The organism is Cetobacterium sp. (genome assembly GCF_051653945.1).
Taxonomy (GTDB): Bacteria; Fusobacteriota; Fusobacteriia; order Fusobacteriales; family Fusobacteriaceae; genus Cetobacterium_A.
Genome location: NZ_JBOFXD010000115.1, coordinates 1 through 26,869, shown reverse-complemented (window position 1 = coordinate 26,869; position 26,869 = coordinate 1). Strand labels below are relative to the sequence as shown.

At 29.1% G+C, this 26,869-nt stretch carries 27 protein-coding genes and 1 pseudogene; 13 read left to right on the top strand and 15 right to left on the bottom strand.

Translation table 11 applies throughout. The features are described 5' to 3' along the window. Positions 1–27: 27 nt before the first annotated feature. A complete protein-coding gene (locus tag ACRC8M_RS12080) occupies positions 28–1,080 on the top strand; it encodes an alanine racemase (protein WP_438529364.1) in 1,053 nt (350 codons plus the stop codon). Positions 1,081–1,142: 62 nt separating this feature from the next. Beyond that, complete coding sequence (locus ACRC8M_RS12075; RefSeq protein WP_438529363.1) at positions 1,143–1,754, top strand: nitroreductase family protein; 612 nt, start codon at positions 1,143–1,145, stop codon at positions 1,752–1,754. A 58-nt stretch (positions 1,755–1,812) separates the two neighbouring features. Here ACRC8M_RS12075 and ACRC8M_RS12070 read toward each other — a convergent pair whose 3' ends face one another. Beyond that, positions 1,813–2,388: a GNAT family N-acetyltransferase gene (locus ACRC8M_RS12070; RefSeq protein WP_438529362.1), complete on the bottom strand. Its 576-nt coding sequence runs from the start codon at positions 2,386–2,388 to the stop codon at positions 1,813–1,815. A gap of 133 nt (positions 2,389–2,521) precedes the next feature. Between ACRC8M_RS12070 and pncA the strand changes: the two genes are divergently transcribed. Then, positions 2,522–3,139, top strand: coding sequence for a bifunctional nicotinamidase/pyrazinamidase (gene pncA, locus ACRC8M_RS12065; RefSeq protein ID WP_438529361.1), 618 nt, complete (start codon positions 2,522–2,524; stop codon positions 3,137–3,139). A 15-nt stretch (positions 3,140–3,154) separates the two neighbouring features. Here the strand turns inward: pncA and ACRC8M_RS12060 are convergent, their stop codons facing one another. Further along, entirely contained in the window at positions 3,155–4,777 is a 1,623-nt protein-coding gene (locus ACRC8M_RS12060) for a nitrite/sulfite reductase (RefSeq protein WP_438529360.1), read from the bottom strand. Positions 4,778–4,939: 162 nt separating this feature from the next. Here ACRC8M_RS12060 and ACRC8M_RS12055 point away from each other — a divergent pair, with 162 nt between their 5' ends. Next, positions 4,940–6,058, top strand: a complete 1,119-nt coding sequence (locus ACRC8M_RS12055; protein ID WP_438529359.1) for an alanine racemase — start codon at positions 4,940–4,942, stop codon at positions 6,056–6,058. 81 nt (positions 6,059–6,139) lie between these two features. On the opposite strand, the gene ACRC8M_RS12050 is transcribed toward ACRC8M_RS12055, so the two are convergent. Together ACRC8M_RS12050 and lgt are read right to left on the bottom strand one after the other, a co-directional pair. Beyond that, a complete protein-coding gene (locus tag ACRC8M_RS12050) occupies positions 6,140–6,550 on the bottom strand; it encodes an META domain-containing protein (protein ID WP_438529358.1) in 411 nt (136 codons plus the stop codon). Then, positions 6,550–7,422, bottom strand: coding sequence for a prolipoprotein diacylglyceryl transferase (gene lgt, locus ACRC8M_RS12045; protein ID WP_438529357.1), 873 nt, complete (start codon positions 7,420–7,422; stop codon positions 6,550–6,552). The genes ACRC8M_RS12050 and lgt overlap by 1 nt, the downstream gene beginning before the upstream one ends. Before the next feature lie 256 nt (positions 7,423–7,678). Between lgt and ACRC8M_RS12040 the strand changes: the two genes are divergently transcribed. Genes ACRC8M_RS12040 through panF form a run of 3 tightly spaced genes read left to right on the top strand, consistent with a single transcriptional unit; the run spans position 7,679 to position 10,639 of the window. After that, complete coding sequence (locus ACRC8M_RS12040; protein WP_438529356.1) at positions 7,679–8,890, top strand: FprA family A-type flavoprotein; 1,212 nt, start codon at positions 7,679–7,681, stop codon at positions 8,888–8,890. Positions 8,891–8,948: 58 nt separating this feature from the next. Continuing rightward, a complete protein-coding gene (locus tag ACRC8M_RS12035) occupies positions 8,949–9,182 on the top strand; it encodes a YhdT family protein (protein ID WP_438529355.1) in 234 nt (77 codons plus the stop codon). An 8-nt stretch (positions 9,183–9,190) separates the two neighbouring features. Next, the gene (gene panF / locus ACRC8M_RS12030; protein WP_438529354.1) at positions 9,191–10,639 is read left to right on the top strand and encodes a sodium/pantothenate symporter; all 1,449 of its coding nucleotides are present in this window, start codon (positions 9,191–9,193) and stop codon (positions 10,637–10,639) included. 17 nt (positions 10,640–10,656) lie between these two features. Here panF and ACRC8M_RS12025 read toward each other — a convergent pair whose 3' ends face one another. From ACRC8M_RS12025 to ACRC8M_RS11975, 11 genes are read right to left on the bottom strand one after another with little or no spacing between them, the layout of a single operon-like run. Continuing rightward, entirely contained in the window at positions 10,657–12,555 is a 1,899-nt protein-coding gene (locus tag ACRC8M_RS12025) for a molybdopterin biosynthesis protein (protein ID WP_438529353.1), read from the bottom strand. Further along, positions 12,548–13,753, bottom strand: a complete 1,206-nt coding sequence (locus tag ACRC8M_RS12020) for a molybdopterin molybdotransferase MoeA (RefSeq protein WP_438529352.1) — start codon at positions 13,751–13,753, stop codon at positions 12,548–12,550. The genes ACRC8M_RS12025 and ACRC8M_RS12020 overlap by 8 nt, the downstream gene beginning before the upstream one ends. Next, entirely contained in the window at positions 13,753–14,463 is a 711-nt protein-coding gene (gene tatC, locus ACRC8M_RS12015; protein WP_438529351.1) for a twin-arginine translocase subunit TatC, read from the bottom strand. Before tatC ends, ACRC8M_RS12020 begins: the two co-directional genes overlap by 1 nt. Beyond that, positions 14,453–14,650, bottom strand: coding sequence for a twin-arginine translocase TatA/TatE family subunit (locus tag ACRC8M_RS12010; protein ID WP_438529350.1), 198 nt, complete (start codon positions 14,648–14,650; stop codon positions 14,453–14,455). The genes tatC and ACRC8M_RS12010 overlap by 11 nt, the downstream gene beginning before the upstream one ends. A 17-nt stretch (positions 14,651–14,667) precedes the next feature. Continuing rightward, positions 14,668–15,387, bottom strand: a complete 720-nt coding sequence (gene fdhD / locus ACRC8M_RS12005) for a formate dehydrogenase accessory sulfurtransferase FdhD (protein ID WP_438529349.1) — start codon at positions 15,385–15,387, stop codon at positions 14,668–14,670. Between the two features lie 12 nt (positions 15,388–15,399). Further along, positions 15,400–15,924 (bottom strand): hypothetical protein, encoded by a 525-nt coding sequence (locus ACRC8M_RS12000; protein ID WP_438529348.1) that lies wholly within the window; start codon positions 15,922–15,924, stop codon positions 15,400–15,402. Between the two features lie 19 nt (positions 15,925–15,943). Continuing rightward, on the bottom strand, positions 15,944–18,052 hold the full coding sequence (locus tag ACRC8M_RS11995) for an aldehyde ferredoxin oxidoreductase (RefSeq protein WP_438529347.1): 2,109 nt from the start codon (positions 18,050–18,052) through the stop codon (positions 15,944–15,946). A gap of 20 nt (positions 18,053–18,072) precedes the next feature. Beyond that, positions 18,073–18,720 (bottom strand): ferredoxin-like protein, encoded by a 648-nt coding sequence (locus ACRC8M_RS11990; protein WP_438529346.1) that lies wholly within the window; start codon positions 18,718–18,720, stop codon positions 18,073–18,075. Beyond that, the gene (locus ACRC8M_RS11985) at positions 18,720–19,325 is read right to left on the bottom strand and encodes an ABC transporter ATP-binding protein (protein WP_438529345.1); all 606 of its coding nucleotides are present in this window, start codon (positions 19,323–19,325) and stop codon (positions 18,720–18,722) included. Before ACRC8M_RS11985 ends, ACRC8M_RS11990 begins: the two co-directional genes overlap by 1 nt. Further along, entirely contained in the window at positions 19,326–19,955 is a 630-nt protein-coding gene (locus tag ACRC8M_RS11980; protein ID WP_023050501.1) for an ABC transporter permease, read from the bottom strand. It abuts the gene before it with no gap. Position 19,956: 1 nt separating this feature from the next. Beyond that, positions 19,957–20,742: a substrate-binding domain-containing protein gene (locus ACRC8M_RS11975; RefSeq protein ID WP_438529344.1), complete on the bottom strand. Its 786-nt coding sequence runs from the start codon at positions 20,740–20,742 to the stop codon at positions 19,957–19,959. Positions 20,743–21,097: 355 nt separating this feature from the next. Between ACRC8M_RS11975 and glsA the strand changes: the two genes are divergently transcribed. The 6 genes and pseudogenes from glsA to ACRC8M_RS11945 form a co-directional block, all read left to right on the top strand. Next, the gene (gene glsA, locus ACRC8M_RS11970) at positions 21,098–22,015 is read left to right on the top strand and encodes a glutaminase A (RefSeq protein WP_438529343.1); all 918 of its coding nucleotides are present in this window, start codon (positions 21,098–21,100) and stop codon (positions 22,013–22,015) included. Positions 22,016–22,026: 11 nt separating this feature from the next. Beyond that, a complete protein-coding gene (locus tag ACRC8M_RS11965; RefSeq protein ID WP_438529342.1) occupies positions 22,027–22,989 on the top strand; it encodes an aromatic acid exporter family protein in 963 nt (320 codons plus the stop codon). Positions 22,990–23,017: 28 nt separating this feature from the next. Next, complete coding sequence (gene moaA, locus ACRC8M_RS11960; RefSeq protein ID WP_438529341.1) at positions 23,018–23,998, top strand: GTP 3',8-cyclase MoaA; 981 nt, start codon at positions 23,018–23,020, stop codon at positions 23,996–23,998. 1 nt (position 23,999) lies between these two features. Next, positions 24,000–24,404, top strand: a pseudogene (locus ACRC8M_RS11955) (MOSC domain-containing protein); the annotation flags it as partial. A gap of 30 nt (positions 24,405–24,434) precedes the next feature. After that, on the top strand, positions 24,435–25,040 hold the full coding sequence (locus tag ACRC8M_RS11950; protein WP_438529376.1) for a copper homeostasis protein CutC: 606 nt from the start codon (positions 24,435–24,437) through the stop codon (positions 25,038–25,040). 137 nt (positions 25,041–25,177) lie between these two features. Next, on the top strand, positions 25,178–26,869 hold a 1,692-nt coding region (locus tag ACRC8M_RS11945), incomplete at its 3' end, for a flavocytochrome c (RefSeq protein ID WP_438529340.1).

Sequence of the window (26,869 nt, the reverse complement as noted above, 5' to 3'; positions counted from 1 at the left end):
TATAAAAAATATGGGAGAGGTGTTATTATGGGTAGAGATAGTTTTAAAATACAACTTATTCAAGAAAATATAATTCATAATTTTAATTATATAAAAAATTATACAAAAAAAGAGATTATTTCAGTTGTTAAAGCAAATGCTTATGGTCATGGTTTAAAAGAGGTTGTTCCTATTTTAGTTAAAGGTGGATGTAACTATTTTGCTGTTGCTAGAGAATCTGAAGCTCTTGAAATTCTTTCACTTAATATTCCAAATATTAAAATCCTAATTTTTGAAACAGTTGAAGATTTTTCAATTTTAAAAAAATATAAAAATTTAGAAATGGTAATTAACAGTATTGATGAACTTTTAGAATTAATTAAAGAGGAGGTAGATTTTTCTCAACTTCATTTAAAATTTGATTTTGGTTTTGCCCGAAATGGATTTATTCAAAAAGATATTGAACTTATAAAGGATATTGTAGTAAAAAATAACCTTCATTTTAAAGGTGCTATGACACATTTTTTTAGTTCTGATGTTGATGAAACTATTGACATTCAAAATAATTTCATTGAATCTATTAAATATATAGGAACTCACCATTTTGATATTATACATTCTCAAAATAGTGCTGCTACTCTATTAGGATTAGGTGAAGGTTCTACCCACGTTCGTTGTGGAATAAGTCTTTTGGGAATGTTAGACCCTGGAATTATAGATTATAATATTAAACGTTCTTGGAGTCTTTCTGGTCCTATATATAGTATAAAAAACTTTTCTGACTTAGATTTTATAGGATATGAGCGTATAAAAAATATATTTATTAATAATTATTCAAAAGTTGGGAAAATAAAAATTGGTTATGGAGATGGTTTTTCTAAAAGAAATACAAATATCTTGTGTCATATAAATAATAGAGAGTATCCTATAGTTCATATTAGTATGGATACATCATTCGTTCTTATAGATGACTCCGTTAATTTAGGCGATTTTGTAGAAATTTATAAAGATTTTGATAAATGTAATGCTTTTTTAAAAATGGACCATTACGAATATACTACTCTTATAAACTCTAGAATCCCTAGATTTGTTATTAAATAATAAAAGATTTTCTCCTCAATTTCAGTATATATAGTTAAGTATCTTTGTGGAGGTGTATTAATATGAATTTTAAAGATGTTATTTCTAAAAGAAGAAGTGTTAATTTTTTTGATCCAAATAGAGAGCTTGACTTAAAACTTTTTGAGGATATTATAAATGAGGCTGTCCTTGCTCCATCCGCATTTAATCTTCAACCTTGGGAGATTATTGCTGTTCGTTCTGCTGAAGCTAAAGAAAAACTTTTTACAGCTTGTAATCAACCTAAGATAAAAGAAGCTTCTATGACTTTAATCTTAGTTGGGGACACTTTTGGATATGGTCGAGACAATCCTATGTGGAATATAAAAATTGATTTAGGATTAAAAGAAGAAAAAGTTGGACAGCTTATTAATATGTGTGAAACTGTTTTATATCCCACAGAAGTTAAAAGAAATGCTATGGCTGTAAGAGATGTTTCTCTTTTAGCAATGTCAATTATGCTATGTGCAAAGGATCGTGGTGTTGATACTCACCCAATGATTGGATTTAATGAAGACAAGGTAAAAGAACTTTTTAATATTGATGAAGATAAAACGGTGGTTATGCTTCTTTCAATAGGATATTTTGATGAAACTAAAACTTTAAATCCAAGAGAAAGAAGATTAAATTTCAATGAAATTTGTACAGTTATATGAAATGAAAAACAAGCAAGTTTAAAATCCTTGCTTGTTTTTTATATCCACTCCTTTTTACCTAATTTATTCCAAACTCTTTAGGATATTCAACTTTACCTTTCACATTAGTTAAAGCTCCAGGATATAGTTCAATTGCCATAAAATTCTCATCTGGCACTTCTATGGGACATTTTATTTCCCATTTTGATGCTGGTTCATAGCCAAATTTTTTATAGTAGTCTGCATGACCTAAAACTACAATACCTTTATATCCTAGTTCTTTAGCTACTTTGTGTCCTTTTTCTATTAAACTTTTACCAATACCCTTTTTTTGAAATCTCGGTAATACTGCTAATGGTGCTAATGTTAGCAATGTATCATTTCCTACTTTAACTTTTGTAAAAAGAATATACCCTACTATCATTCCTTTAAATTTTGCTGTCAATGATAAGTCTTTTACGAAAGCATCACTTTTTAATAACTCCCTTACTAAATTATGTTCATTATGATCTGAATATTTCTCTCTTAAAAAAGCCTTTTGTACCACTTCACAAACAAAATCCTCTTCTGTTATTTTTTTATATTTTTTTCTTTGAAAAATATAAACAGCTAAACTCCCTAAAATAAAAAATGCAACTCCCAATATTACGTTCATATTCCCCCTCCTTAAATTTTATACTTATATATACAATAATAACAAATAGAAATCCTTTTTCCAAGTTGTTTTTAATTTACATTTTTTTCTTTAACTGCTATACTGTGAAAAATGAATTTTTAGGAGGTTTATTTTGAAAGCTTTGATTGTTGTTGATATTCAAAATGATTTTTGCGAAGGTGGAGCTTTAGCTGTTAAAGATGCCCATGAAATTATACCTATTGCCAATAAAGTTATCGATTTTTTTAATAAAAATCAGTATCTCGTTGTAGCTACAAAGGATTGGCATCCAGCTAATCATAAAAGTTTTGCAAAAAATTCTAATGGAACTATCGGAGAAATTGGTGTTTTAAATAATCTCCCTCAAATTTGGTGGCCTGAGCACTGTATTGAAAATACTCATGGATCTAACTTTCATCCAAATCTTAAAGAAATTAAACATATTATTCATAAAGGAACTAATTTTGAAATTGACTCTTATAGTGGTTTCTTTGATAATGGAAAATTAAAAAGTACCGAACTGTTATCTCTTTTAAAAAGTAACCATATTTCTGAAATTTTTGTTTTAGGTCTAGCTACAGATTACTGTGTTAAATATACAGTCTTAGATGCTCTTGATTTAGGTTTTAAGGTCAGTGTTATAGTGGATGGGTGTAAAGGAGTTAATTTATCTCCTAATGACTCTGAAAACGCTTTAAAAGAGATGAAACAAAAAGGTGCAAGTATAATAAAAAGTGACGATTTAAATTAATCGTCACTTTTTTATTTAAAACTCTTCTAATCTTCTTTCGTACATATAATTACTGAACGTAATATCATAAACTTGTAATATTTCTAAGTAATCTCTAAACAAAGATTTAACTAAAATTGGTATCTCATCTATTGGTAAAATTAAATTTGGTATTTCAAATGCCAAAGATTGAATCGAATCAGTTAATATTCCTCCCATATAAACTTGCATACAATCAGTTAATTTATCATTTATTTTCTTTTTTAATCCAATAAATCCTAAAGGAGCTACTGGAACGCCAGCACAAGAACTTGGACATCCAGAAATTCTTATATTTTTAGCCTCCTTAAATATAATTTTTCTATATTGTGGAAACTCTTTTGCTAATTGATCTAATTCTTTACCTATTGCATCTGCTATATTTTGAGAATCCTGAACTCCTATCATACATACTTTTGCACCGACACATGCTCTAATTTGTCCTCTTATTGATATAGTTTCTGTAACTATCTCTGGAATTGCTTCACTTAAATATTTATATATATAAGGTATTGCTGATTTATGAACCAATGGAATAACTAAATTTTGATTAATAGTAGCTCTTATAGTTGGAGTATTTATATCTTTCATTAATATATATAATTTTTCTATATCTTTTGCAGTTAAATCTCCATTTTTTACATATAATACAAGAGAAACCACATCTTTAAATTTAGTTTCTTTAGTGCAAATATCTTTCCATAAATTAAATGTCTCTGAATTCTCAATTGCATCAAATTGTTTTAACTCTCTTACCTTTTTTTCATAATCTATTTTAGGTATCTTTCCATTACTTATAGTTTCTTTTCCAAAATAATCTAAATATAATTTTTTAAAACCTTCAAATCCCATTTTTTCAACTAAAAATCTCAGTCTTGCCTGCATTCTATTTACTCTATCTCCACGGTCATAAAATAAATCTATTAAAGCTTTAACCGCTCTCAGTAAATCTGCCTCAGGTAAAAATTCTATTAAAACATGACCGATTTTACTACCTCTTCCCATTCCACCACCGCAGTAAACTTTAAAACCTTTTTCACCATTTATTTCTTTTGCAACAAACCCCATATCTTGAACAGCCATAACAAATTCATCATCTAAAGAGTTTGAAAAACCTATTTTTAATTTTCTTCCAAAGTCAAAAGCTTTATCCAGAAAAAACACTTCATTTTCAACCATTCTTGCGTAGGGCATTACATCAAATATATTTCTTTTATCAACTCCTGTGTATGTAGAAACTAAGATACTTCTAAATGTGTTTCCACCTCCACCTCTAAAATACATCTCTTTTGAATTGCATTGTTCTATTGTATCTTTCACTCTTTCAAATTCAACTTCATGAAGTTGATAATTCTGTCTTGTTGAAAGATGTAAATATGGAATCTCTTCTTTTTCCATTATGCTAGCTAATGACTTAAATTTTTCAATTGAAAGTTCTCCTCCAACAGCTTTTAATCTCAGCATCATCTTTTTTCCTTTTTGCTCATAAATTCCAAACTTTGATCCTCTCTTTTTTAAATCTGCTGATTTTAAGTTGTTATTTGAATATTCTGTTATCCCATCTTGAAGCTCTAAATATTCCTTTTCAATATCTTTTAATTTTTCTTCAATTCTTTCCATAACTATACCTCTTTTCAAAAAATTTAGTAATATTACTTATTTTCAACATATCTTTACTTTTCCTTTTAATAAATTTTTAATTTATTTTTTTAAATAAATAAAGTTTGACTTTAAGAAAAAAATATTGTATATTTTATTAGAATTTAAATTGGAGGTTTATACATGAATAAAAAAAATATATCATCATTAACTACACCTAGTTTTTTAGTTAATTTAGATGCATTAGAAAATAATATAAAAAAATATCAAAATTTAGCTGATGAAAATCTTGTTGAATTATTCCCTATGCTAAAAACTCATAAAAGTAGTGAAATTACTAAAATGCAAATTGAGGCTGGTGCTAAAGGAGTTTTAGTTGGGACTTTAGATGAGGCTGAATCTGTTGTTAAAAAAAGTGGAGTAAGTAAAGTTATGCTTGCTTACCCTGTTATTGGAGATAGTAATTTAGATAGAATAATTGCTCTTAGTGCACAGTGTGAATTATTTGTTGCTTTTGACAATGAAATTCCTGCAATTGAACTTTCAAAAAAATTAGGTACAAATACAATTAATTATCAAATTATAATAAATAGTGGATTAAATAGATTTGGAGTTTCCCCTGAAGAAAGTGTTAATTTATATAATTCATTACAAAAATATCCTAATCTTATTTTCAAAGGTATTTCTACTCACACTGGTCAAGTTTATGGTTTTTCAAAAGATCATGTTAATGAAATCACAGAAAAAGAGATCAATGTAATGACTCTAGCTAAAAATCTTTTAATTGAAAATGGTGCCACTGTTGAATTTGTTGCTACTGGAACTACTCCAACTTTTGAAAATGCTATAAAATCTAAAGAAATAACAGTTTCTAGACCTGGAAACTACGTATTCTTTGACGCTATTCAAGTAGCTTTAGGTGCTGCAGAAGAAAAAGATTGTGCTTTAACTGTTTTAGCAACTGTAGTTTCTCATCCATCTGAAGATTTATTTATTCTTGATTGTGGAAGTAAATGTTTAGGACTTGATCAAGGAGCTCATGGAAACTCTTTAACAAAAGGGTTTGGAATTGTTAAAAATCATCCTGAACTTACTGTTATTGGATTATCTGAAGAAGTGGCAAAAGTAAAAAAAGAGGGTGCTACATCCCTAAAAATTGGCGATAAAATTGAAATTATCCCTAATCATTCATGTTCCGCAGCTAATATGACAAACTACTTAATTGGTCACAGAGCTGGAACTATTGAAAAAATTATTGAAGTTGATATTAGAGGGAATTCTAGAAAAATTTCTCTTGACTAATTTTTAAAATTTCTTTATTTTTATAAAATAAAAAAATCCAGAGAATATTATATTCCCTGGATTTTTTATTACCTTTTACAACTATTTTAATTTTTTATCAACTTTTTTATTTTCTTTGTATTGTAAAGTAGATCCATCTTTTAAGTTAAAAATTAATATATCCTCTTCAACTTTAAATGTTTGAACTGTATCTAATTTTTCTAAATACTCAGACTCCATTTTCATAACTTTATCTGAACCAGCCATCAAAGTTGACCCTAATTTTTCTAACTTAATTTTATTTCCTTTTTTCTCATATCTTCCAAAGTAATTATTTAATCCAGAGAATCCATAAAAATTATGTTCGTCAAACCCTATTAGTACATTTGGAATAGAATTTTCTTGAATTAGAATATACTCTTTTCCTACTAATCTTTTATTTTTTGTTGTCAAACTTGAACATCCTCCAAATAAAACTGAAATCATTAACAGTATTCCTAAGATTTTTTTCATTATTTATCACTCCCTGATTTTTTATTAATAACTATTACAATTATTGCTGCTATCAACAACATTATAAAACTTACAACATGTGGAGCTCTAAAGCCATATAACATTAAATCCTCGGCTCTAAAGAAACTCACAATTATACGATTGACACTATATATTATTATATACGTCCACCAAATCGTTCCCGTAGCATAATTCTTTTTCCTCATAAAAAAATATAAAAATAAAAAACCTATAAAGTTAAGTACTGCTTCATAAAGCATTGCTGGATGAAGCGCTAAATTAGGAAATTCTGATCCTGCTGGTGAGGATAGTGGAAATACTAATCCCCAAGGAACTAACTCTTTATATTCAGATTTTTCAGTTAAACTCATCAAATTATAGCCATTATACCATTGATAAAAACTTGGCTTTAAATTAAATATCACTTTTAATGGTGTAAATGTTGGAACACCGTGTACTTCTCCATTTGCTAAATTTCCAAACCTACCTATACCTTGACCTAGAAGTAGTAGGGGGGCAACCATATCTCCTAATAAAAATGGATTTAACTTTTTCCTATGAGCATAGATTAAAGTTCCTATAAATCCACCTATTATTCCACCGTGTATAGCCATTCCACCTTTCCATACAGCCATTATATCTTGAGGATGAGAGATGTAATAAGTATAATTGAACAAAACATAATACAATCTTCCTCCTAAAAGACCTGATAACATTGCAACAAAAGCATAATCTTCAATAATATTTTTAGAAATTCCTTTTTTATCAGCTTCTTTTTTTAGTAACTCTATTCCTATAAAAAATGCAATTGCATAACACAATCCATAATAACTTAATTTAAAACTGCCTATTTGTAAAAATATTGGATTCATAATAAAGTCTCCCTATTTGTAATTTATATATATTTAGCTTTGATTTGATTATATCACCACTTCGAATTTTCGTAAAACTTTTTTTATTTTTTTCTACATTATTTAATAAATCAATGTACTTTTTATATTTTTTTTGTATAGTTTTTGTTAACCTATATTTAATTAATGCTTATTTTTACAATTATAGTTGAATTTTTAACGATTTTAGATTAAAATATAAGCAGTTAATATAGACTAAAATATCAAGGAGGAAAATATGCATTATCATGCGCCTATTACAGAAAAAGTTTTCTGGATTGGAACTAACGATAGAAAAACTGAAAGATTTGAAAATTATTTGCCATTACCGCAAGGTGTTGCCTATAATTCATATTTAATAAACGATGAAAAGACTTGTATCATTGATACAGTTGACTTCTCAACAGCTGGATTATTTATTGAAAAAATAAATGGAATTTTAAAAGGAAAAGCTCTTAACTATATTATAGTTAATCATATGGAACCTGATCACTCTGGTTCTTTAGGAGAAGTTATGGCTCACTTTCCTGAAGCCAAACTTATTGGTAATGTAATCACATTAAAAATGATTAAAGCTTTTATCCCTGATTTTAATGAATCAAAATTTATTTGTATCAAAGAGGGAGATCAATTAAATTTAGGACACCACACTTTAACTTTTGCTATGGTTCCTATGGTTCACTGGCCTGAATCAATGGTTACATATGATATGACTGATAAAATTTTATTCTCTAACGATGCCTTTGGAAGTTTTGGAACTTTAGATGGTGGAATTTTTGATGATGAAATTAATTTCTCTTTCTATGAAGATGAAATGAGAAGATATTATTCTAATATAGTTGGAAAATATGGACCTCAAGTTTTAAGTGCTATTAATAAATTAGGTGGACTTGAAATAAAGTATATCTGTCCTTCACATGGAATCTTATGGAGAAAAGATATCTCTGTAGTTATTAATCATTTTTCTAATTGGGCAAGCTTTACTCCTGAAGAAGAAGGTGTTGTTATTATCTATGGTACTCTATACGGAACAACTGCAAAAATGGCAAATGTTATCGCTAGAGAACTTGCTTGGAATGGAATTAAAAATATAAAAATATATGACATCTCAAAAACTGATCACTCTTATATTATTAGCGATATTTGGAAATATAAAGGGCTTATTATTGGATCTGCAGCTCATAACAATGATGTTTATCCTGTTTTACAAGGACTTTTACATAAATTAAAAAATTACGGTTTAAAAAATAGATATCTTGGAATTTTCGGAAATATGCTATGGAGCGGTGGTGGAGTAAGAGGGATACAAGCTTTTGCTAACGCACTTCCTGGTTTAGAAATTATTGCTGATGCTGTTGAAGCTAAAGGAGAACCAACTCCAGAAGATCAAAGAAAATTAGAGAATATTGCTAAAGCTATGGCTGAAAAGTTAAAAAGTGAAAGACAATAGTATCTAAAACTCTAAGGAGAGCATAATCTGCTCTCTTTTTTACGTTAAGGAGGTTTTTATGAAAAATAATATTAAACAAATTAATAAAGAAGCAATTATTACTTGCCTATTATATCTTTTTTACTTTTGTTGGTGGTACTATTTTGCATATATCTATAAATCAGATACCAATGAATTTATTCTAGGGCTACCTAGTTGGTTTTTTTATTCATGTGTTTTAGGATTAATCGTTATAAATATAATAGTTTTTATAGCTGTTAAATGTTTTTTTAAAGATATTGATTTAGATTAGGAGGATTAATGCTTATACTTTTACCAATTATTTTATATCTTTTTTTAATGTTAGGTGTAGCTTGGAAAGTTAATAAAATTAAAAATAATGGCAATGTTGATTTTATGGAGGAATACTTTATTGGTAGCCGAAATATGGGAGGATTTGTTCTTGCTATGACTATTATTGCTACTTATATAGGTGCTAGTTCATTTATAGGTGGACCTGGTGTCGCATATAAATTAGGCCTTGGTTGGGTTCTACTTGCATGTATTCAAACACCTACTGCTTTTTTAACTTTAGGAATTTTAGGAAAACGTTTAGCTATAATATCTCGGAAAATTGGAGGTCTTACTATCACTGATTTACTTAGAGCAAGATATAAAAATGATATTGTTGTTATTCTAGGATCTGTTATTATGCTAGTCTTCTTTATTGGAACAGTTGTTGCAAACTTTGTTGGTGGTGCTAGATTATTTGAAAGTGTTACTGGACTTCCTTACATTGTCGGATTAGTTATTTTCTCCTTTGTTATAATCACTTATACAACCATTGGTGGTTTTAGAGCAGTAGCCTTAACAGATGCTATTCAAGGTGGTGTTATGTTGATTGCTTCTGGAATTCTATTCTTCACTCTTTTAAAAAATGGTGGTGGAATGGAAAATATAATGAGAACAATTGAGCAAACAAACCCCGCTCTTTTAACACCAGATTCTGGTGGAGCAATTGCTAAACCATTTATTCTTTCTTTCTGGATGCTAGTAGGAGTTGCTATTCTTGGTCTTCCAGCCACATCTGTTAGATGTATGGGATTTAAAGATAGTAAGTCAATGCACAATGCAATGATTATTGGAACATCTGTTGTTGGAATTCTAATGCTTATTATGCACTTAATTGGAGTTATGGGAGTTGCTATTCTTCCTGGAATAACCATTGGTGATAAAATAATTCCAACTTTAGCTATTTCAAAATTACACCCTATTTTAGCTGGTGTATTTATAGGTGGACCTCTTGCGGCTATTATGTCTACAGTTGATTCATTTTTAATTTTATCATCTGCAACTATTATTAAAGATCTGTATATTAACTATATCAATCCAAATCCTGGGGATAAAAAAATTAAAAAACTTTCGTTATTTACCTCACTATTTATAGGAGTAATTGTCTTTCTTTTATCACTTGATCCCCCTGAGCTTTTAGTTTGGATAAATCTTTTTGCCCTAGCAGGTCAAGAAGCGGCATTTTTCTGTCCTATTATTATGGGACTATATTGGAAAAGGGCTAACGCTCTTGGTGCTATCTCCTCTATGATTTTTGGTGTAGCTTCATACATATATTTTTCTGTTTTTAAAATTAGTTTTTCTGGACTTCATCAAATTGTGCCAGTTATCGCTATGAGCTTAATAATCTTCATCTTAGGATCTTTCTTAGGTGAAAAACCTGATGATGAAACTATTGATATTTTCTTCAATCTTTAAAGAAAAAATGCTCGAGATTATCTCGAGCATTTTATTTCTATAACTTCACCTGATTTATTTAAACTATATCCATCTAAATTATCTATTTTCTTCTTAAAATAATCTGATTTTAAAAAATTAATAAACTCTTTAATTTTTTTGCTATTTTTTATCTCTGGATTTATTAAAAAATCATACTCCTCTTTAGCTAAGGGAATAAAATCTAAATCTGCTATTTTAGCAGCCTCCATTATTCCTAATCCCACCTCTGCTGTTTCATTTTTTATAGCCATAGCTACATCTAAATGAGTTGCAACTTCATAATCATACCCTTTTAAATTTCTATAATCTAAGTTTTCATCACTTAGCCAATAATCTAAAAGTATTCTTGTTCCTGATCCTCTTTGTCTATTTACAAACTTGACATTTTTTTCTAATATATCTTTGATCTCTTTCAAATTTAAAGGATTTCCTTTTTGCACTATTAACCCTTGAATTCTTTCTACACCTTTCACTAACATCATATCTTCAGTTGGAAAATATTTCTTTATAGAAGAAATATTATACTCCCCACTCTCTTCATCTAACATATGAATGGGTGCAATATCTGTATTTCTTTGTTTTATTGCTAATATTCCTCCAAAACTTCCCACATGAGTAGAACATAGTTTTATAGAGTCCCCAATTAAGTCCATAACAATATCATGACTTCCAATAGATACTAAATTACTATCTATCTCTTTTAATGGTTTTAATAACCTTACCTTTACTCTCTCTCCTAAACCTATCCCTTCAACTGATTTAGGTATTTCTAAAATTCCATCAGCTTTTGATAAGCTCGTTGTAATACCAGCACCTCTAGCTAATGGCATCACTATGTATTCATCTTTATTTTTATGTAGAGTTACTCTCACAAGCTCTTTATGTTTTAAAGATGATACAATACTTTTTCCTAATTTCCCATCTATAAAACTTTCAACATTAAAAATATTAGTCATTTTTTCTAAAAGTGGTTTCATAAATATATCCATTGCTAAATATGCTGAAACTGGATAGCCTGGTATACCTATAACTGGTTTCCCATTTATTTTTCCTAATATTGTTGGTTTTCCAGGTTTAATTGCGACTCCATGAATAACAACTTCTCCTATTTCTTCAATCACATTTTTTGTATAATCTTTACTACCTGCTGATGACCCTGCATTTACTACTAGAACATCATAATTTTTAGAAAGTTCATTCAGTTTTTTTTTCATTTCAGTATAATTATCTTTTAATTTCTCTTGAATATATGGTATTCCGCCCCACTCTTTTATTTGAGCTGAAAATATATACGAATTACAGTCAATTACTGATTTTTCTTTAAACTCTTCTTTAAATATATCTATAACTTCATCTCCAGTTGGAATAATAGCTACCATTGGTTTTTTATAAACCTCTATTTCTTTTATTCCTCCAGTTATAAGAGCTCCTAAATCCTGAGGAGAAATTTTATGTTTTGATTTTATCAACATTTCACCTGCTACAATATCTTCACCTACTGGCCTTATGTGTTGCCATGGCTTTGCATTTTTTATAATTTTAAAGTTTCCATCTTCTAATTCAATTAACTCTTCAATCATAACAACACAATCCCCTAAAGATAAATCCAATGGATTTCCTGTATTTACATATTTAAAATCATTTTCTTTTAAATACACTGGTGTTACGTCTGTTGCTTCTTTTATTTTTTCAGAAAAAATAAAAATTCCATCCATTGCACTTGCTGCATATGTAGGAGAACAATAATTAGCATAGACTGCTTTGTAAGTAACTCTTCCTATTGAATCTAAAACCGATATTTTTTCACTTTTAAAATCAAAAGATATTTCTGAAAAATATTTTTCTAAAGCTAACTCTACATCAATATTATCTATATAAATATTTCTTTTAGACATTCAATACAACCTCCACTAGCTCTCCTTTATAAAGTCCTTCTTTATATTCTGGTATAATTATGTAACCATCTCCATCTAAAATTGGTCTTATCATAGAAGATTTGCTAACAACTGGATAAACTTGTACTTTTTGATCCTCTGTCTTTAACTTAACATTTATGAAACATGTTTTTCCAGGATCACCATAAATATTTTCTTTTAACTCGCCATATATTTTTACTCTTTTTTTATTTAAAAATATCGGTTCAACTAGAGCTTTGAAAACATTTACCCCCGATTGAGGATGTCCTGGCATTCCAAAAATAAATTTATTTTTATATTTTGCTATTATAGTAGGCTTTCCTGGTTTTAAAGATATTCCATGGACAAATATACTCCCACCTACATCTTCTATAGCTTTTTCTGTAAAATCTCTTACTCCTACAGAACTGCCACCAGAGATTAATACAACATGAGCTGTTTCCAAAGCTTTCCTTAATGTTGATGATAGCGTACTTAAATCATCTTTTACTAAAAATGTACTGGCAACCTCTCCTAACCCCTCTTCTATTAAAGCTCTAAAAATATTTGTATTTATATCATAAACTTCGCCTATTTTTAATTCTGTTCCTAACTCTACAATTTCATCTCCTGTAGAAATAATTGAAAATTTTATTTTCTCATAAACTTTAACTTTAGATATTCCAATAGACGATAAAACCCCTATATGACTCGAGGTTATTCTTTCATCTACTTTAACTAATAAATCATCTTTTTTTATCTCAGATCCTTTTACAATTATATTTGAAAGCTGTGCAACACCTCTATTGATTAATATTTCCTCTCCTAAAGCTTCGCAATCTTCTACCATAACCATAGCGTCTGCCCCAACAGGAAGCATCCCTCCTGTTGGAATATACATACACTGACCTAAATCTATCTCACTATTATTTTCTTCTCCCATTTTCCCATCGCCTATATTTTTTAAAGGAATCGGAGAAAATTCACTAGCACCATAAACATCTTTAGCTTTTACAGCATAACCATCTACTGTAGATCTATCGAATGATGGCAAATCTATATTTGATACTATATTCTCTGCTATAATTTTATTTAAAGAGTTCTCTAACAAAACCTCTTCTATTTTTAATTCTTTATCTAATTTTGACACTATACTATCTATAGCTTCTTTTAAACTCACTGTTTTAAAAAATCTCATTATTCCTCCTGATATTTATTTATTAACCAACAAATACCTATACTTAACTGTAATAATAATATCATTGGAAGTGCTAACATAATTTGAGATATTATATCTGGTGGCGTCATTACTGCTGCTACTATAAATATTATTAATATCATAATTGGTTGTTTCTTCTTCAAAGTTGTTGCTTTTATAAGCCTTAATTTTGCTAATAAAGCTGCTAGAACAGGCATTTCAAATACAATTCCAAAAGTAAAAATAATACTTAATACAAAATCTAAATATGATCCTATTGAAATCATTTGAGCAATCTCATCTCTTTGAAATTTTTGAAAAAATTCTAACATTGTTGGTAATACCATCTTATAGGCAAAGTAGCTTCCAGTTATAAAAAATAATAATCCACCTATAAAAGAACCCACTATATAAAATCTTTCATCTCTATAAAGACCAGGAGATACAAAGGTCCATATCTGTAAAATTGTTATTGGTGATGCTAAAATTATCCCTCCTATTAAAGATATTTTTAGATAAGCTAAAAATAGTTCTGGTGGAGTTAAATAAACTAACTTCATACTTTTATTCATTTTCAAAAATATTTCAATTAACGTGTTTGAATATTCATAGCAAATAAATGTTGTTATCAGATTTGTAACAACTATATATAGCATTCTTTTTCTCAACTCTGCTAAATGTCCTAGCATTGTTAAATTTTTACTTTTCACTGTTTCCCTCATTCTTTGGTTGTGTATTTGGATCTATATCCTTACTAATATCATTAGCATGTCCTTTAAACTCTTTTATAGCTTTTCCTAAACTTTTTCCAATTTCAGGTAGTTTTGATGGTCCAAAAACTACTAATGCTATACATAATATTAATATCAATTCAAACGGTCCTAATCTTCCAAACATATATTTTCTCTCCTCTTTTATTTTATTCTATTTTCAAAGGTATAAATTATTGGATCATTTTTTCCAATCCTTCCAATTAAACAAACTCCCAATTTTTCTGCTAATTCTATTGCTAAACTACTTGGAATACTAATCGTAGCTACAACAGGTATTTTAGTTGCAACAGCCTTAAGTACCATATCCAAAGATAATCTTCCTGTAGTTGTTATAACTGAATTTTTTAAATCAAACTCTTTGTTTAAAGCTGCTCCAATTACTTTATCAACAGCATTATGCCTTCCTATATCCTCTCTTATAACAACCTCTCCATTTGGATTTCCAATTGATGCACAGTGCATTCCACCACTATTTTTATACATCACTGCACCTTCTAGCATATCTCTTGCAACCTTTTTTATTCTTTCTAAAGATATTTGATGAGGATATTCTATTTTTTCTTTTTGCATAATCTTTTCATCAAAAAGTGCTCCACTTCCACATCCACTTAAAACTACCTTTGGAATAGTAAATAAATCATCTTTTACTTCTCCTAAAGTATACGTAGCAATAAGTCTAGCATCTTTGCAAGCTGCAATACTTTCTAAATCATTTTTACTCTTTACTATTCCTCTTGTGTAAAGGTGACCTAAAGCTAAATCCTCTAAGTCATATGGCGAACACATAAAAGTTACCAGTTTTTCTCTATTTAATCTAAGCTCTACAGGTGCTTCTTCACATACATTACTTTTTCTTAACATATTACTCCTTTTTCATGGATTTTCAAATTGACCTACCTCTACCCATTCACATAATCCTGTTGCATGTCCAAGCATCATATATGTATCGGAAAATAGGTATTTAGCACCATTTGAAGCTTCCACACTTTTTATATCTGTATATTCTTTATTTTTCAATATTCTTTCTATTAAATCATCTATATCTTTTCTATTAAAAGGATTCAATTTAAAGATTTCCAAAGATGTTGGTCTTGGATATATCCTAGATTCCATTCTAACTAACTCTACTATTGTCTCTTCGATATTTTTTTCCTTTAAATTATACAATACATCCCTATATGTATCACTAATATAGTCTTTTGAATAAAAATATATTTCTTCTTTACCTTTGATTATATCGATATCTTTTGTTTTTTCATTACTCTTTAGTTCTTCTATCACTTTTTCAATTTTAGAAGCCTTTATTTTTAAAGGCTCCTTTTCTAATTCGTTCTTACTAATTAATTTTCCTAATCTTGACGATTCCCTTATAGATTGAGCTAAAATCTCTATATTCATTTCTCTTCCTTTTTTACTTTTATGCTGGTAATAAATTCAATCTCTCAAGCTCTGCTGCAACATCAGACATACCTAATCTCTCCAATGTTTCTTTTGTAGGAGCCCCTGTTTTTTCATCCCATCCCATCTCTTTATAGAACATTGTAAGTGCAAGTTGCATATCCTGTCTATCCATCTTGTCTGTTCCAGGAGTAAATGCTTTAATATCTGGATCTTTATCAAATACCCAATCAGTCATTCCATCATGTTCTTCTCTCATATTAATTGTATTCATATTTTTTACTGTTAACGCTCTGTGTAAAGTAAATACTCTCTCTGCTCCTAAATCTAAACTTTCTTCTGTGTAATTCTCTCCTGTTACAACAGTCATAAATTTAGCTTCTAATCCTAAATCACCTCTATAATTTCTTGATTTATGTGGAGAAACTGTCATTGGCCACATCCAATTACAAAGAGTTAAAGAATCATGTAAACAATTTTTTACAATAGCCCATTTAGCTAATTTAGCTTTATATTCATTCATTGGGCTGTAATTTAATGGTGGATCTATTCCATCAGGCGAACCTACAATCTCTGCTACAACCTCTTTTTGAATCTCTATTGGTAACCCACTTCCAACTAAATTTACTAAGGTATGACTTTGAGCATCTCTATTAAACATACAGCTTATTAACGATCCCACTTGACCATTTGTTTCATTAGAATGATGTTTTGGAAATCCTAATCTTGACCATAACCCATACTTAGGATTATTCCAATAATCATCTCCAAAATCCCATCTTTTAGCAACCCAGTATGCTCCATCTCCAAGATGACTTAACTCTCCCTCTTTATAAGCTATTCTTCTATAAAAATCAATTAAAAATGCAGGATCTTTTTCTTCTAATAAGTTCCATGGAATAGAATTATACTCATCTTCTGGTAAAACCTTTTTAAAAATTCCACTTTCATATCCATGTTTTAAATCTGTTCCAATAAGACCATAGTTACACCATACTCCATAATCATCAGCTAATGATGCTCCAATAACTGCAGCAAACATTTTTCCGTCACCTTTCTCTTCTATATCTTTATTTCCTTTAAACATCACTCTTTGAGGTGAGAAATATCCCATACAAGTGTTTGCTACATAAGGTGACAGTCCATAATCTTGTAATTTAGGTACTTTCAATTGGCTCATACATCTAATCGGGCATGATTGACATCCTCCCATTCTCACTGTATATTTTTCTGCTGAAGGACCTAAGTCAAATGTAGCTTTCATTGTTCTATACCCTACTTTATTTATATCCCCTGCTGCTGCAATTCCAGTTTCTATTGGTCCACCTTCTGCTGCACCCCAAGTCAATCCTTCTCTTGCCGTCCATCTACTACCTTTATGATGAAATTCCGACCAAGGTTGTGGTGTACTTGGTACAACATGTTGATTGTTAGCTCCAATTAAATCTTTCATCATATAATTATTTAACTTTAGTAACTCTCTACCTTTTCCAGCAATATTGACAGCATTAGTCCCTTTTACTCCAATAGCCTTTAACATCTTTGAACCTAATATACCACCGTGTCCACCTGCAGAATGACTTAGTCCGTTCATAATTACAGAAAGATTTACCATATTTTCTCCTGCTTGACCTATCGCTGCTACCGAGGCTTCTTTTCCCATTATCGCACCCAATTGAGCTGTTGTATCTTTTATCCCTTTACCCCATACATTTGTTGCACTTTCTAAAGAAACTTTATCATTATCTATTTTTAACCAAACTGGTCTATTTGATTTCCCTTCAATGATTATAGCATCATATCCTGCATATTTTAATTGAGCTGCAAAGTTTCCTCCCATATGTGAATCTCCTACAGCATTATAGGGATTTGATGGAAATAATGATGTTATATTTGTTCTAGAGCTTGAAGGTGCCCCTGATCCTGTTAATGGTCCTACTGCAAATACTATTTTATTAGCTTCATCAAAAGCTTTCGTTCCCGCTGGAACTTCATCGAATATAACCTTGTATCCTATACCCATTCCACCAATAAAATCTTTATATTTAGATGTTGGTTCTTTTGTTATTACTCCTGTTGTTAAATTTACCCTTAAAATATTTCCTGCCCATCCGTATGATTTACTCATTTTTTATTTATCCCCCTCAATTATCTTTTACTAAAAAAATGTGCTTTACTAATATCTTCCCACTTAATAACTTTTAATGCATCTGTAGGGCATCCTCTAACACATGACCCGCAAGTTGTACATTTTGTTGCATACCCATTTTCTATGTCTATTGTTGGTAAATTCCATGGACATGCCTCTGTACAGACTCCACATCCAACACACTTATCTTTTAAAACTACTCTAGCACCTGTTCTTGCATCAGCTACTATAGCCCCATTAGGACAAGCATTTGCACAAAATGGTTCTCTACACTGCTTACATGTCACTGGTGACATCTTTAAGTTACCCATTTGCCCATCTTCATACTGGTAATTTATTTTAGGCCCTGTTGTTCCAAAATTATAATTCTCTCCTACTTTTATTCTAGATAAAAAAGGTTGAACTTTCCCATCATTTTGTAGTGTACATGTTATTTCACAACGCTGACATCCTGTACATTTTGATCTATCTACTACCAATAATCCTTCTGGTAAAGCTGTTGCTGCCATTGCTTCATCACCAAATCCAAACATTGATAATATTGAAGAAGTCACTGCAAATCCAGCAACTCCTTTTCCTGTTAATTTTAAAAATTCTCTTCTTGTAGTTTCTTTATCAAAAACTTTATTAATTAAACCTTTAGACATTACGTCCCCCTTTGTATTATTTTTCCTTCATCTACCTCATAAATGCAATTGCTTATTCTTACGGCTTGTTCATAGTCATGAGTTACTAAAATTATTAAACTCCCCATATCTCTTAATTCAGTCAATATCTTTTCTACTAAATATGTACTTTTTTTATCCATACTTGCTGTTGGTTCATCTAAAAGTAATATCTTTTTATTATAAAGAACTGTTCTAATAAATTGTACTTTTGCTTTTTCTCCACCTGATAAAGTGCTAACTAATGCTTCTTTTAAATTTTCTATTTGAAATTTGTTTAAAAGGCTAGTCATTTTATCTGATTCTATCTTTAAATCTCTCAATCTAAATGGTTCCGTTAAGTTATAAATAACATTTCCTTTAAAAAATAGTGGTTCTTGTGTAGATAAAATTACATTATCTTTATCATATCTTAAATTTCCCTCATCATAAGATAAAATACCACCTAATATTTTTAAAAGAGTACTCTTCCCAGCCCCATTTCTTCCTAATATTGAGTAAATTTTACCTTTAGAAAAATTTAAATCTGCTACCTCTAAAATTAGCCTATTTTCATAATATTTTTTTAAATTTTTAATCTCTATCAATTACTTCACCCATTTTATTAAAAAATTTAATAGAAAAGAAATACTAAATAAAATTAATGCTATTACTAAAGAAGTATTATAGTTTCCCATAGATGTTGATAGAGCTATATATGTTGTCATTACCCTAGTGTGACCTTTAATATTTCCTCCAACTAGCATAACTGATCCTACTTCAGAAATTCCTCTAGCAAAAGCTACTAAAAATATACCTAAAAACCTAGTTTTTAACTCTCTAAAAAAAACTCTATTCAATTTATTTGATGGTATATGTAAAATTTTACAAGTTGTTAAAATTCTACTACCATCATCTTCTAAAAGCTCTGAACACAATGTTATAACAAGTGGCAACAATAATAAAAATTGTGCTATAATTATTGCTGTTGGTGTAAATAACAAATTTAAAGGTCCCAAAATTCCTCTTCTCGAAAGCATTAGAAGTACTACTAATCCAAATATTATTGTAGGAACTCCTGTTAAAGCTCTAAAAAACTCCAAAATTTTTTTAAAAATTTTATCTTTTCTAAAAAATAATCCAAGACTTATAAAAAATCCAACTATTGAACTTAAAATACTTGCAACTCCTGTTACGAATAAAGATAGTAAAACAATCTCTATTATCTCTTTATCCACACTAATTACCTACAAAAAATAATGGTGTATCAAATTCACTTTTCCCATAATTTTTCATTATTTCTTCTGCTTCTTTTGACTGCATAAACTCTATAAATATTTTAATATCATCTCTTTTTGCCTCTTGAACATTTGATAATTCTAAAATTGAATATATATTTTTTAAAGGTTCTTTTTCATCTAAAGGAACTTCTTGTAATTTAAAATTATCCTTTACTTTTAAAAATGTTCCACTATCAGATAATGTAAATCCTTGTAATTCAGAAGTTAAATTTAAAGTTTTAGCCATTCCTAAACCAGCTTCTTTATAGTTTTTAAAATTCTTATCAATTTGTGCTTCTTTCCACATAGCTAATTCTTTAGAATGCGTACCTGATTTGTCGCCTCTTGATATAAATATTAAATTTTCTGTTGCTATCTTACTTAATAATTTATTTAAGTTTTTAGGATAGTTTGTTAAATCTTTCTCATTATCAGTCACAACTACAAAATAATTGTACATCAAAGGATATCTTTTTACTCCATATCCATCCTCTATAAACTTTTTTTCTCTTCCTGGATCATGAGTAAATAAGATATCTACGTCTCCCCTTTTACCTAACTCTAAAGCTTCCCCAGTACCTTTAGCAATCCATTTTAATTCAATTCCCTTCTCATTTTTTAATGTTTTTGAAATCTCAGTTAAAAACCCTGTATCATCTAATGATGTCGTGGTCCCCATTAAAATTTCTCCTGCATAAATATTTGTACATATTAATAAACTTGTTAAAAATACGGACTTTTTCATTATAATCCCTCCTTATAAAATATGAATAATTATACTATTATACTAGTTTTTTTACAACTTTTTTTCTTCTTTTTGTCTTATTTTAATTTTTTTTATACCAAAATAGAATGATATTCTGAAATTTTATTTTTTATAAATTAATACTACTTTTTATTGATATTTACACTCACTTTTTTCAGATAAAAAGATTGTTTTTTAAAAAAATATAATATATTATAATAAATAAATTTCTATATAAACTGCTACAATTTACAAAAAAATATAAGGAACTTAAGCAACATTATTATTTATTTTGATATTTTTCTTTTTTTTATATATAATCTAAGTAAGAATTAGACAATTATGGAGGATGCTTATGAAAAATTTTTTAGAAGGTGTTATTAATAGAAATAAATATATGTGTGAATTAGGAAAAGTGGCTGATTATATTCCTGGTCTATCAACTGCTAATAAAAATCATCTTGGTATATGTATAATAGACACATCTGGAGAGGTTGTTATAGCTGGAGATGCCGATGTAAAATTTACTCTTCAAAGTATTTCAAAACCTTTAACTTTAATGCTAGCTTTACTTGATCAAGGAGAAAAATATGTTTTTTCTAAAGTAGGTATGGAACCTAGTGGCGATGCTTTTAATTCTATTAGAAAATTAGAAACTGGTAGAATGAGAAAACCATTTAATCCTATGATTAATGCAGGTGCTATTGAAGTATGTTCTATGATAAAAGGAAAAAATAGTATCGAAAAATTTGAAAGAGTTCTTAATTTTATTAAATTAATATCTGGAAATAATGATTTAAAAGTTAATGAGGCTATTTATAAAGGAGAAAAAGAAACTGGTAATAAAAATCGTTCTATGGCTTATTTTTTAAAAGGTGAAGGTCTTATTTCTGGTGATGTTGAAGATGTTTTAGATATTTATTTTAAACAATGCTCTATTGAAGTTACTGCTATTGATTTAGCTAAGATTGGATTATTTTTAGCTAGAGGAGGAGTTCTAGAAAATGGAGATAGAGTAGTTAGTGAACACATCGCCACTATTGCTAAAACTCTTATGATGACTTGTGGAATGTATGATGGTTCAGGTGAATTTGCAATAAAGGTTGGTATCCCTTCAAAATCTGGTGTAGGTGGTGGAATCTTATCTGTAATCCCTGGAAAAATGGGTATTGGTGTTTTTGGTCCATCTCTAGATTTAAAAGGAAACTCTATTGGTGGTATTGCTGTTCTTGAAGAGATTGCAGAAAATTTTAAATTTAGTATTTTTAATTAAAAGGAGTTATTATGTTTAAATATTTCGATCATAAAGTTATCAAAACAGCACTAGCTTCTTTTTTAGCTTATTATCTTGCAGATTATTTTGGAATTAAATACGGTCTTACTGCAAGTATTATTGCTATTATTTCTATTCAAGCCACAAAAAGTGACAGTATTAAAATTACAATTGAGCGTTTTTTTGCAGTTATTTTAGGAATGTCTCTTTTTGTTTTATTATCTTATTTTTTAGGATATGATTATATTACTTTAGGAATTTTCATTCTTCTTTTTATGCCTCTATGTATTAAGCTAAGAATTGTACAAGGACTTTTAGTTACTACTGTTCTCGCAACACATATTCTCAGTGAAAAATCAATCTCTTTAGATTTTTTACTTAATGAATTTTATGTTTTAATTTTAGGATTATCTATCGGAAATATTCTAAATTTATATATGCCTACGAACTCTAAAACTATAGATTTAATTAAATTAAAAGTTGACTTAATTTTAAAACAAATTCTTTCTGATATTTCTGAAAGCTTAAAGTGTAGTTGCGTCTCTGTTAATGAAGATAAAAATTTCAAATCTTTAAAAGCTACTATAGAAGAGGGTCGAAAATTTTCTTTATTAGATTATGACAACACTCTAGTTGATAAATGTAATGAAAATTTAAATTTTTTCTCCATGAGAAGAAGACAATATAGAATCTTAACTAGAATGAGAACATGTTTCAAAAGATTATATATCACTCATGAATATAGTCTTATTATAGCTGAATTTATAACTAAAGTTTCTGAAAATGTTGAGGTCGAAAAAAAGACTACTCCTCTAATTGAGGAACATAAAGAGTTAAAAGAACTATTCTCAAATTTTCCTCTTCCTAAAACCAGAGCAGAATTTGAAAATAGAGCTACTTTATTTCAACTTTTACAAGAAATGGAAGAGTTTCTTAATGCTAAAATTGAATTTAAAAAAGATTATGATAATTAATCTTTAAATTTATCACAAAGGAGTCCCCATGTTAGATAAAAATAAACGACAAATAAACTACTTAAGATTATCTATTACAGATCATTGTAACTTAAGGTGCAAATATTGTCTTCCTGAAAAAGATACAAATTTTTATAACAATTGTGATTTACTAAACAGTAGCGAAATAGAAAAAATTGTTAAGGCTTTTTCTTTAATTGGTATAAAAAAAGTTAGAATAACAGGTGGCGAACCTTTAGTTAGAAAAGATTTTAATAAAATTTTAGAAAAAATAAATAACATTGAAGGAATAGAAAAAATTGCTATTACTACGAATGGATTTCAGCTTTTAGAAAACTTGGACTTATTCAAGGAAAATGGATTAAATAGAATTAATATAAGTTTAGATAGTTTAGATGCTAAAAAATATAAGGAAATTACCCGTGGAGGAGATTTTAATAAAATTTTTAAGACTATAAAAGAAGCTAGCTATAAAAATTTTGAAAAAATACGTTTAAATGTTGTTATTATGAAGGGCGTTAATGATGATGAAATTTTAGATTTTGTTAATTTAACTAAAGACCTAAATATTGGTGTACGTTTTATTGAAATAATGCCAATTGGAGAAGGTAAAAAATTTACTTCTGTTAAAAATTCAGATATTTTAAGCTTCATAGAAAAACATTATTTATTAGAAAAAAATTTAAATCACTCTACTGACGGACCTGCTTCTTATTATAAAGTTTCTGGCTTTATAGGAGAGATTGGTTTCATTAGTCCTCTTTCAAATAGATTCTGTGATAGTTGCAATCGAGTTAGAGTAACCTCTGATGGCTTTTTAAAACTATGTTTACATTATAACAAAGGAATTGATTTGGTACCATATTTAAAAGATGAGACTTCTGTGGAAACTTTAGCAATGATTATTGAAAAAGCCATCTATGATAAAAAACCAAAAGAACATCACATGGATAATAGTGAAAATATCAGCAATATAGAATCAAAAGGTATGAACAAAATAGGAGGATAACATGGGAAAAGTTATAGCAATTTGTATAAGTGAAAATAAAGGAACTGAAAAAGTCGTTATTGAAAGTGGGGTTTTAATTGAAAACTTTGGATTGGAAAAAGATGCTCATGGAGGAAATTGGCATAGACAAATTAGTTTATTAGAACTTGAAAAAATTGATGATTTCAACAATAGAGGTGGGAATGTTAATTTTGGAGCTTTTGGAGAAAATCTAATAATTCAAGGTATAGACTTAAAAAATCTTGCTGTCGGTAGCATACTACAAATTGGTACATCTCTTCTTGAAATAACTCAAAAAGGAAAACAATGTCACCATCACTGTAAAATATATCATAGAGTTGGAGATTGTATAATGCCTCGTGAAGGTGTTTTTGCAAAAGTATTAAAAGGAGGTGCTATTTTTCCAAACGATGAAATTAAAATAATCAAATCTCCAATAACGTTAGAAGCTTGTGTTGGTTCATATTCTGAAGCTATTGCTGCTATAAATAAAGGTGCAAACAGAGTTGAGCTTTGCGAAAATCTATTTGACGGTGGGACTACTCCATCTTATGGAACTATTAAAAAAGTCAGAGAACTTGCTATCCCTACTTTTGTAATGATTAGACCTAGAGGAGGGGATTTCTGCTATTCTCAAGCTGAAATTGAAATTATGAAAGAGGATATTAAAATTTGTAAAGAACTTGGAGTACTTGGAGTTGTTTTTGGAGTTTTAACAAAAGATAATAAGATTGATTACCCTCTTTTAAAAGAACTTGTTGAACTTTCAAAGCCTATGAGTATAACTTTCCACAAGGCCATTGACGAAATTGAAAATCCAGAAAATGAAATACTGACATTAGCAGAAGTTGGAATAGATAGAATTTTAACATCTGGTAAAAAAGCCACTGCTTTTGAAGGAGCTGAACTTTTAAATAGATTTATTAAAATTGCTGACGATAAAATAAAAATTATCGTATGCGGTGGTGTCACATCTGATAATTTCCAAGAGATTAACAAATTGATTCCAAGCACAGAATATCACGGGAAAAAAATAGTATAGAGTATAAAAAATGACGGAATTTGCACTTTCCGTCATTTTTTATTATATTTTTCTTGATTTTTATTCACTTTTATTTTAAACTATTAAAGTTGTATATTAGTATTATTACATACATGAATTAAGGGAGGATTATATTTATGAAATTTTTTAACAAAAAGTATATGAGTTTTTTTGCTTCTTTACTTTTAATGACAACTTTAGCTCAAGGAAAAGAATTTATTTCTTCGGCCAAAGGATACAATGGTGATATTAAAGTAAAAGTTGATATTGTTGATAATGAAATTAAAAATATCAGTGTTTTAGAGGAAAACGAAAGTGATTTTACAAAAGATGGTATGAATTCTATCATCACTGATATTATTGAAACTCAATCTACTAAAGTAGATAATGTTGCTGGTGCGACTTCTACTAGTGTTGGACTAAAAAGGGCTGTAGACAGAGCTATTAAAGAATCTAAAGCAAAGTTAACTCCAAAAGAAAAAAAGGTTGTCGTTTATAACGACGTTACAACAGACGTTGTTATTATTGGTGGAGGTGGAGCAGGACTTTCAGCTGCTATCGCTGCTAAAGATAATGGTTCTAATGTTATACTAGTTGAAAAAGCTGCTATTCTTGGAGGGAATACAAATTATGCTACTGGTGGACTTAATGCTGCTGAAACTTCTATTCAAAAAAATAAAGGTATTAAAGATTCCGTTGAAATTTTTATAGATGATACTATGAAAGGTGGAAAAAATACAAATAATAAAACTTTAGTTGCAAAAATGGCTAACTCTTCTGCTGAAATTGTAGACTGGCTAATAGAAAAAGGTGCTGATTTAACTGATCTTGGAAGAATGGGAGGACAAAGTGTAGATAGAACACATAGACCTACTGGCGGAGCCCCTGTTGGACCAAATATGATTTCTGCTCTTTCTAAAACTGCAAAAGAATCTGGTGTTGACATTAGATTATCAACTTTTGCTGAATCTATTATTTACGATGGTGAAGCTGTTAAGGGAATTATAGTTAAAGCTCCAAATGGACAAAAATATAATATAAACTCAAAAGCAGTTGTTATTGCAACTGGTGGTTTTGGAGCTAATTCAGATTTAATTGTTGAAAATGTTGCATCTCTAAAAGGATTTGGAACTACTAATCATAAAGGTGCTACTGGTGATGGAATAATTATGACTAAACCTCTTAATGTTGATTTGGTTGATATGGAACAAATCCAAACACATCCAACAGTTATTCCTACTAATAGTGTTATGATTACTGAAGCTGTTAGAGGTAATGGAGCTATTCTTGTTAATAGAGATGGAAAAAGATTTATTAATGAGTTAGATACTAGAGATGTCGTTTCTAAAGCAGAACTTAATCAAAAAGGTGGAAGTGCATACCTTATGTTTGATGAAAATGTTAAAAAAAGTTTAAAAGCTATAGATAGTTATGATAAAAAGGGATACTTAACTAAAGGAAATACAATTGAAGAACTTGCTAAAAATTTAGGTATTTCTTCTAAAGAGTTAGAGAAAACTTTCTCAAAGTATAATGAAAGTGTAAAAACTGGTGTTGATTCTGAGTTTAACAGACAAAGTTTACCGACTTCATTATCACAAGGACCTTTTTATAGTGTAGAGGTTGCTCCTGCTGTTCATCATACTATGGGAGGAATCAAAATAAATGAAAATACTGAAGTTTTATCTAATGGAAAGCCTGTAAAAGGACTTTATGCTGCTGGGGAAGTTACTGGTGGAATACACGGTTCTAATAGATTGGGTGGAAATGCTGTTGTTGATATAACTGTTTTTGGTAAAATTGCTGGAGAAAATGCAAGTTCTTTTTCC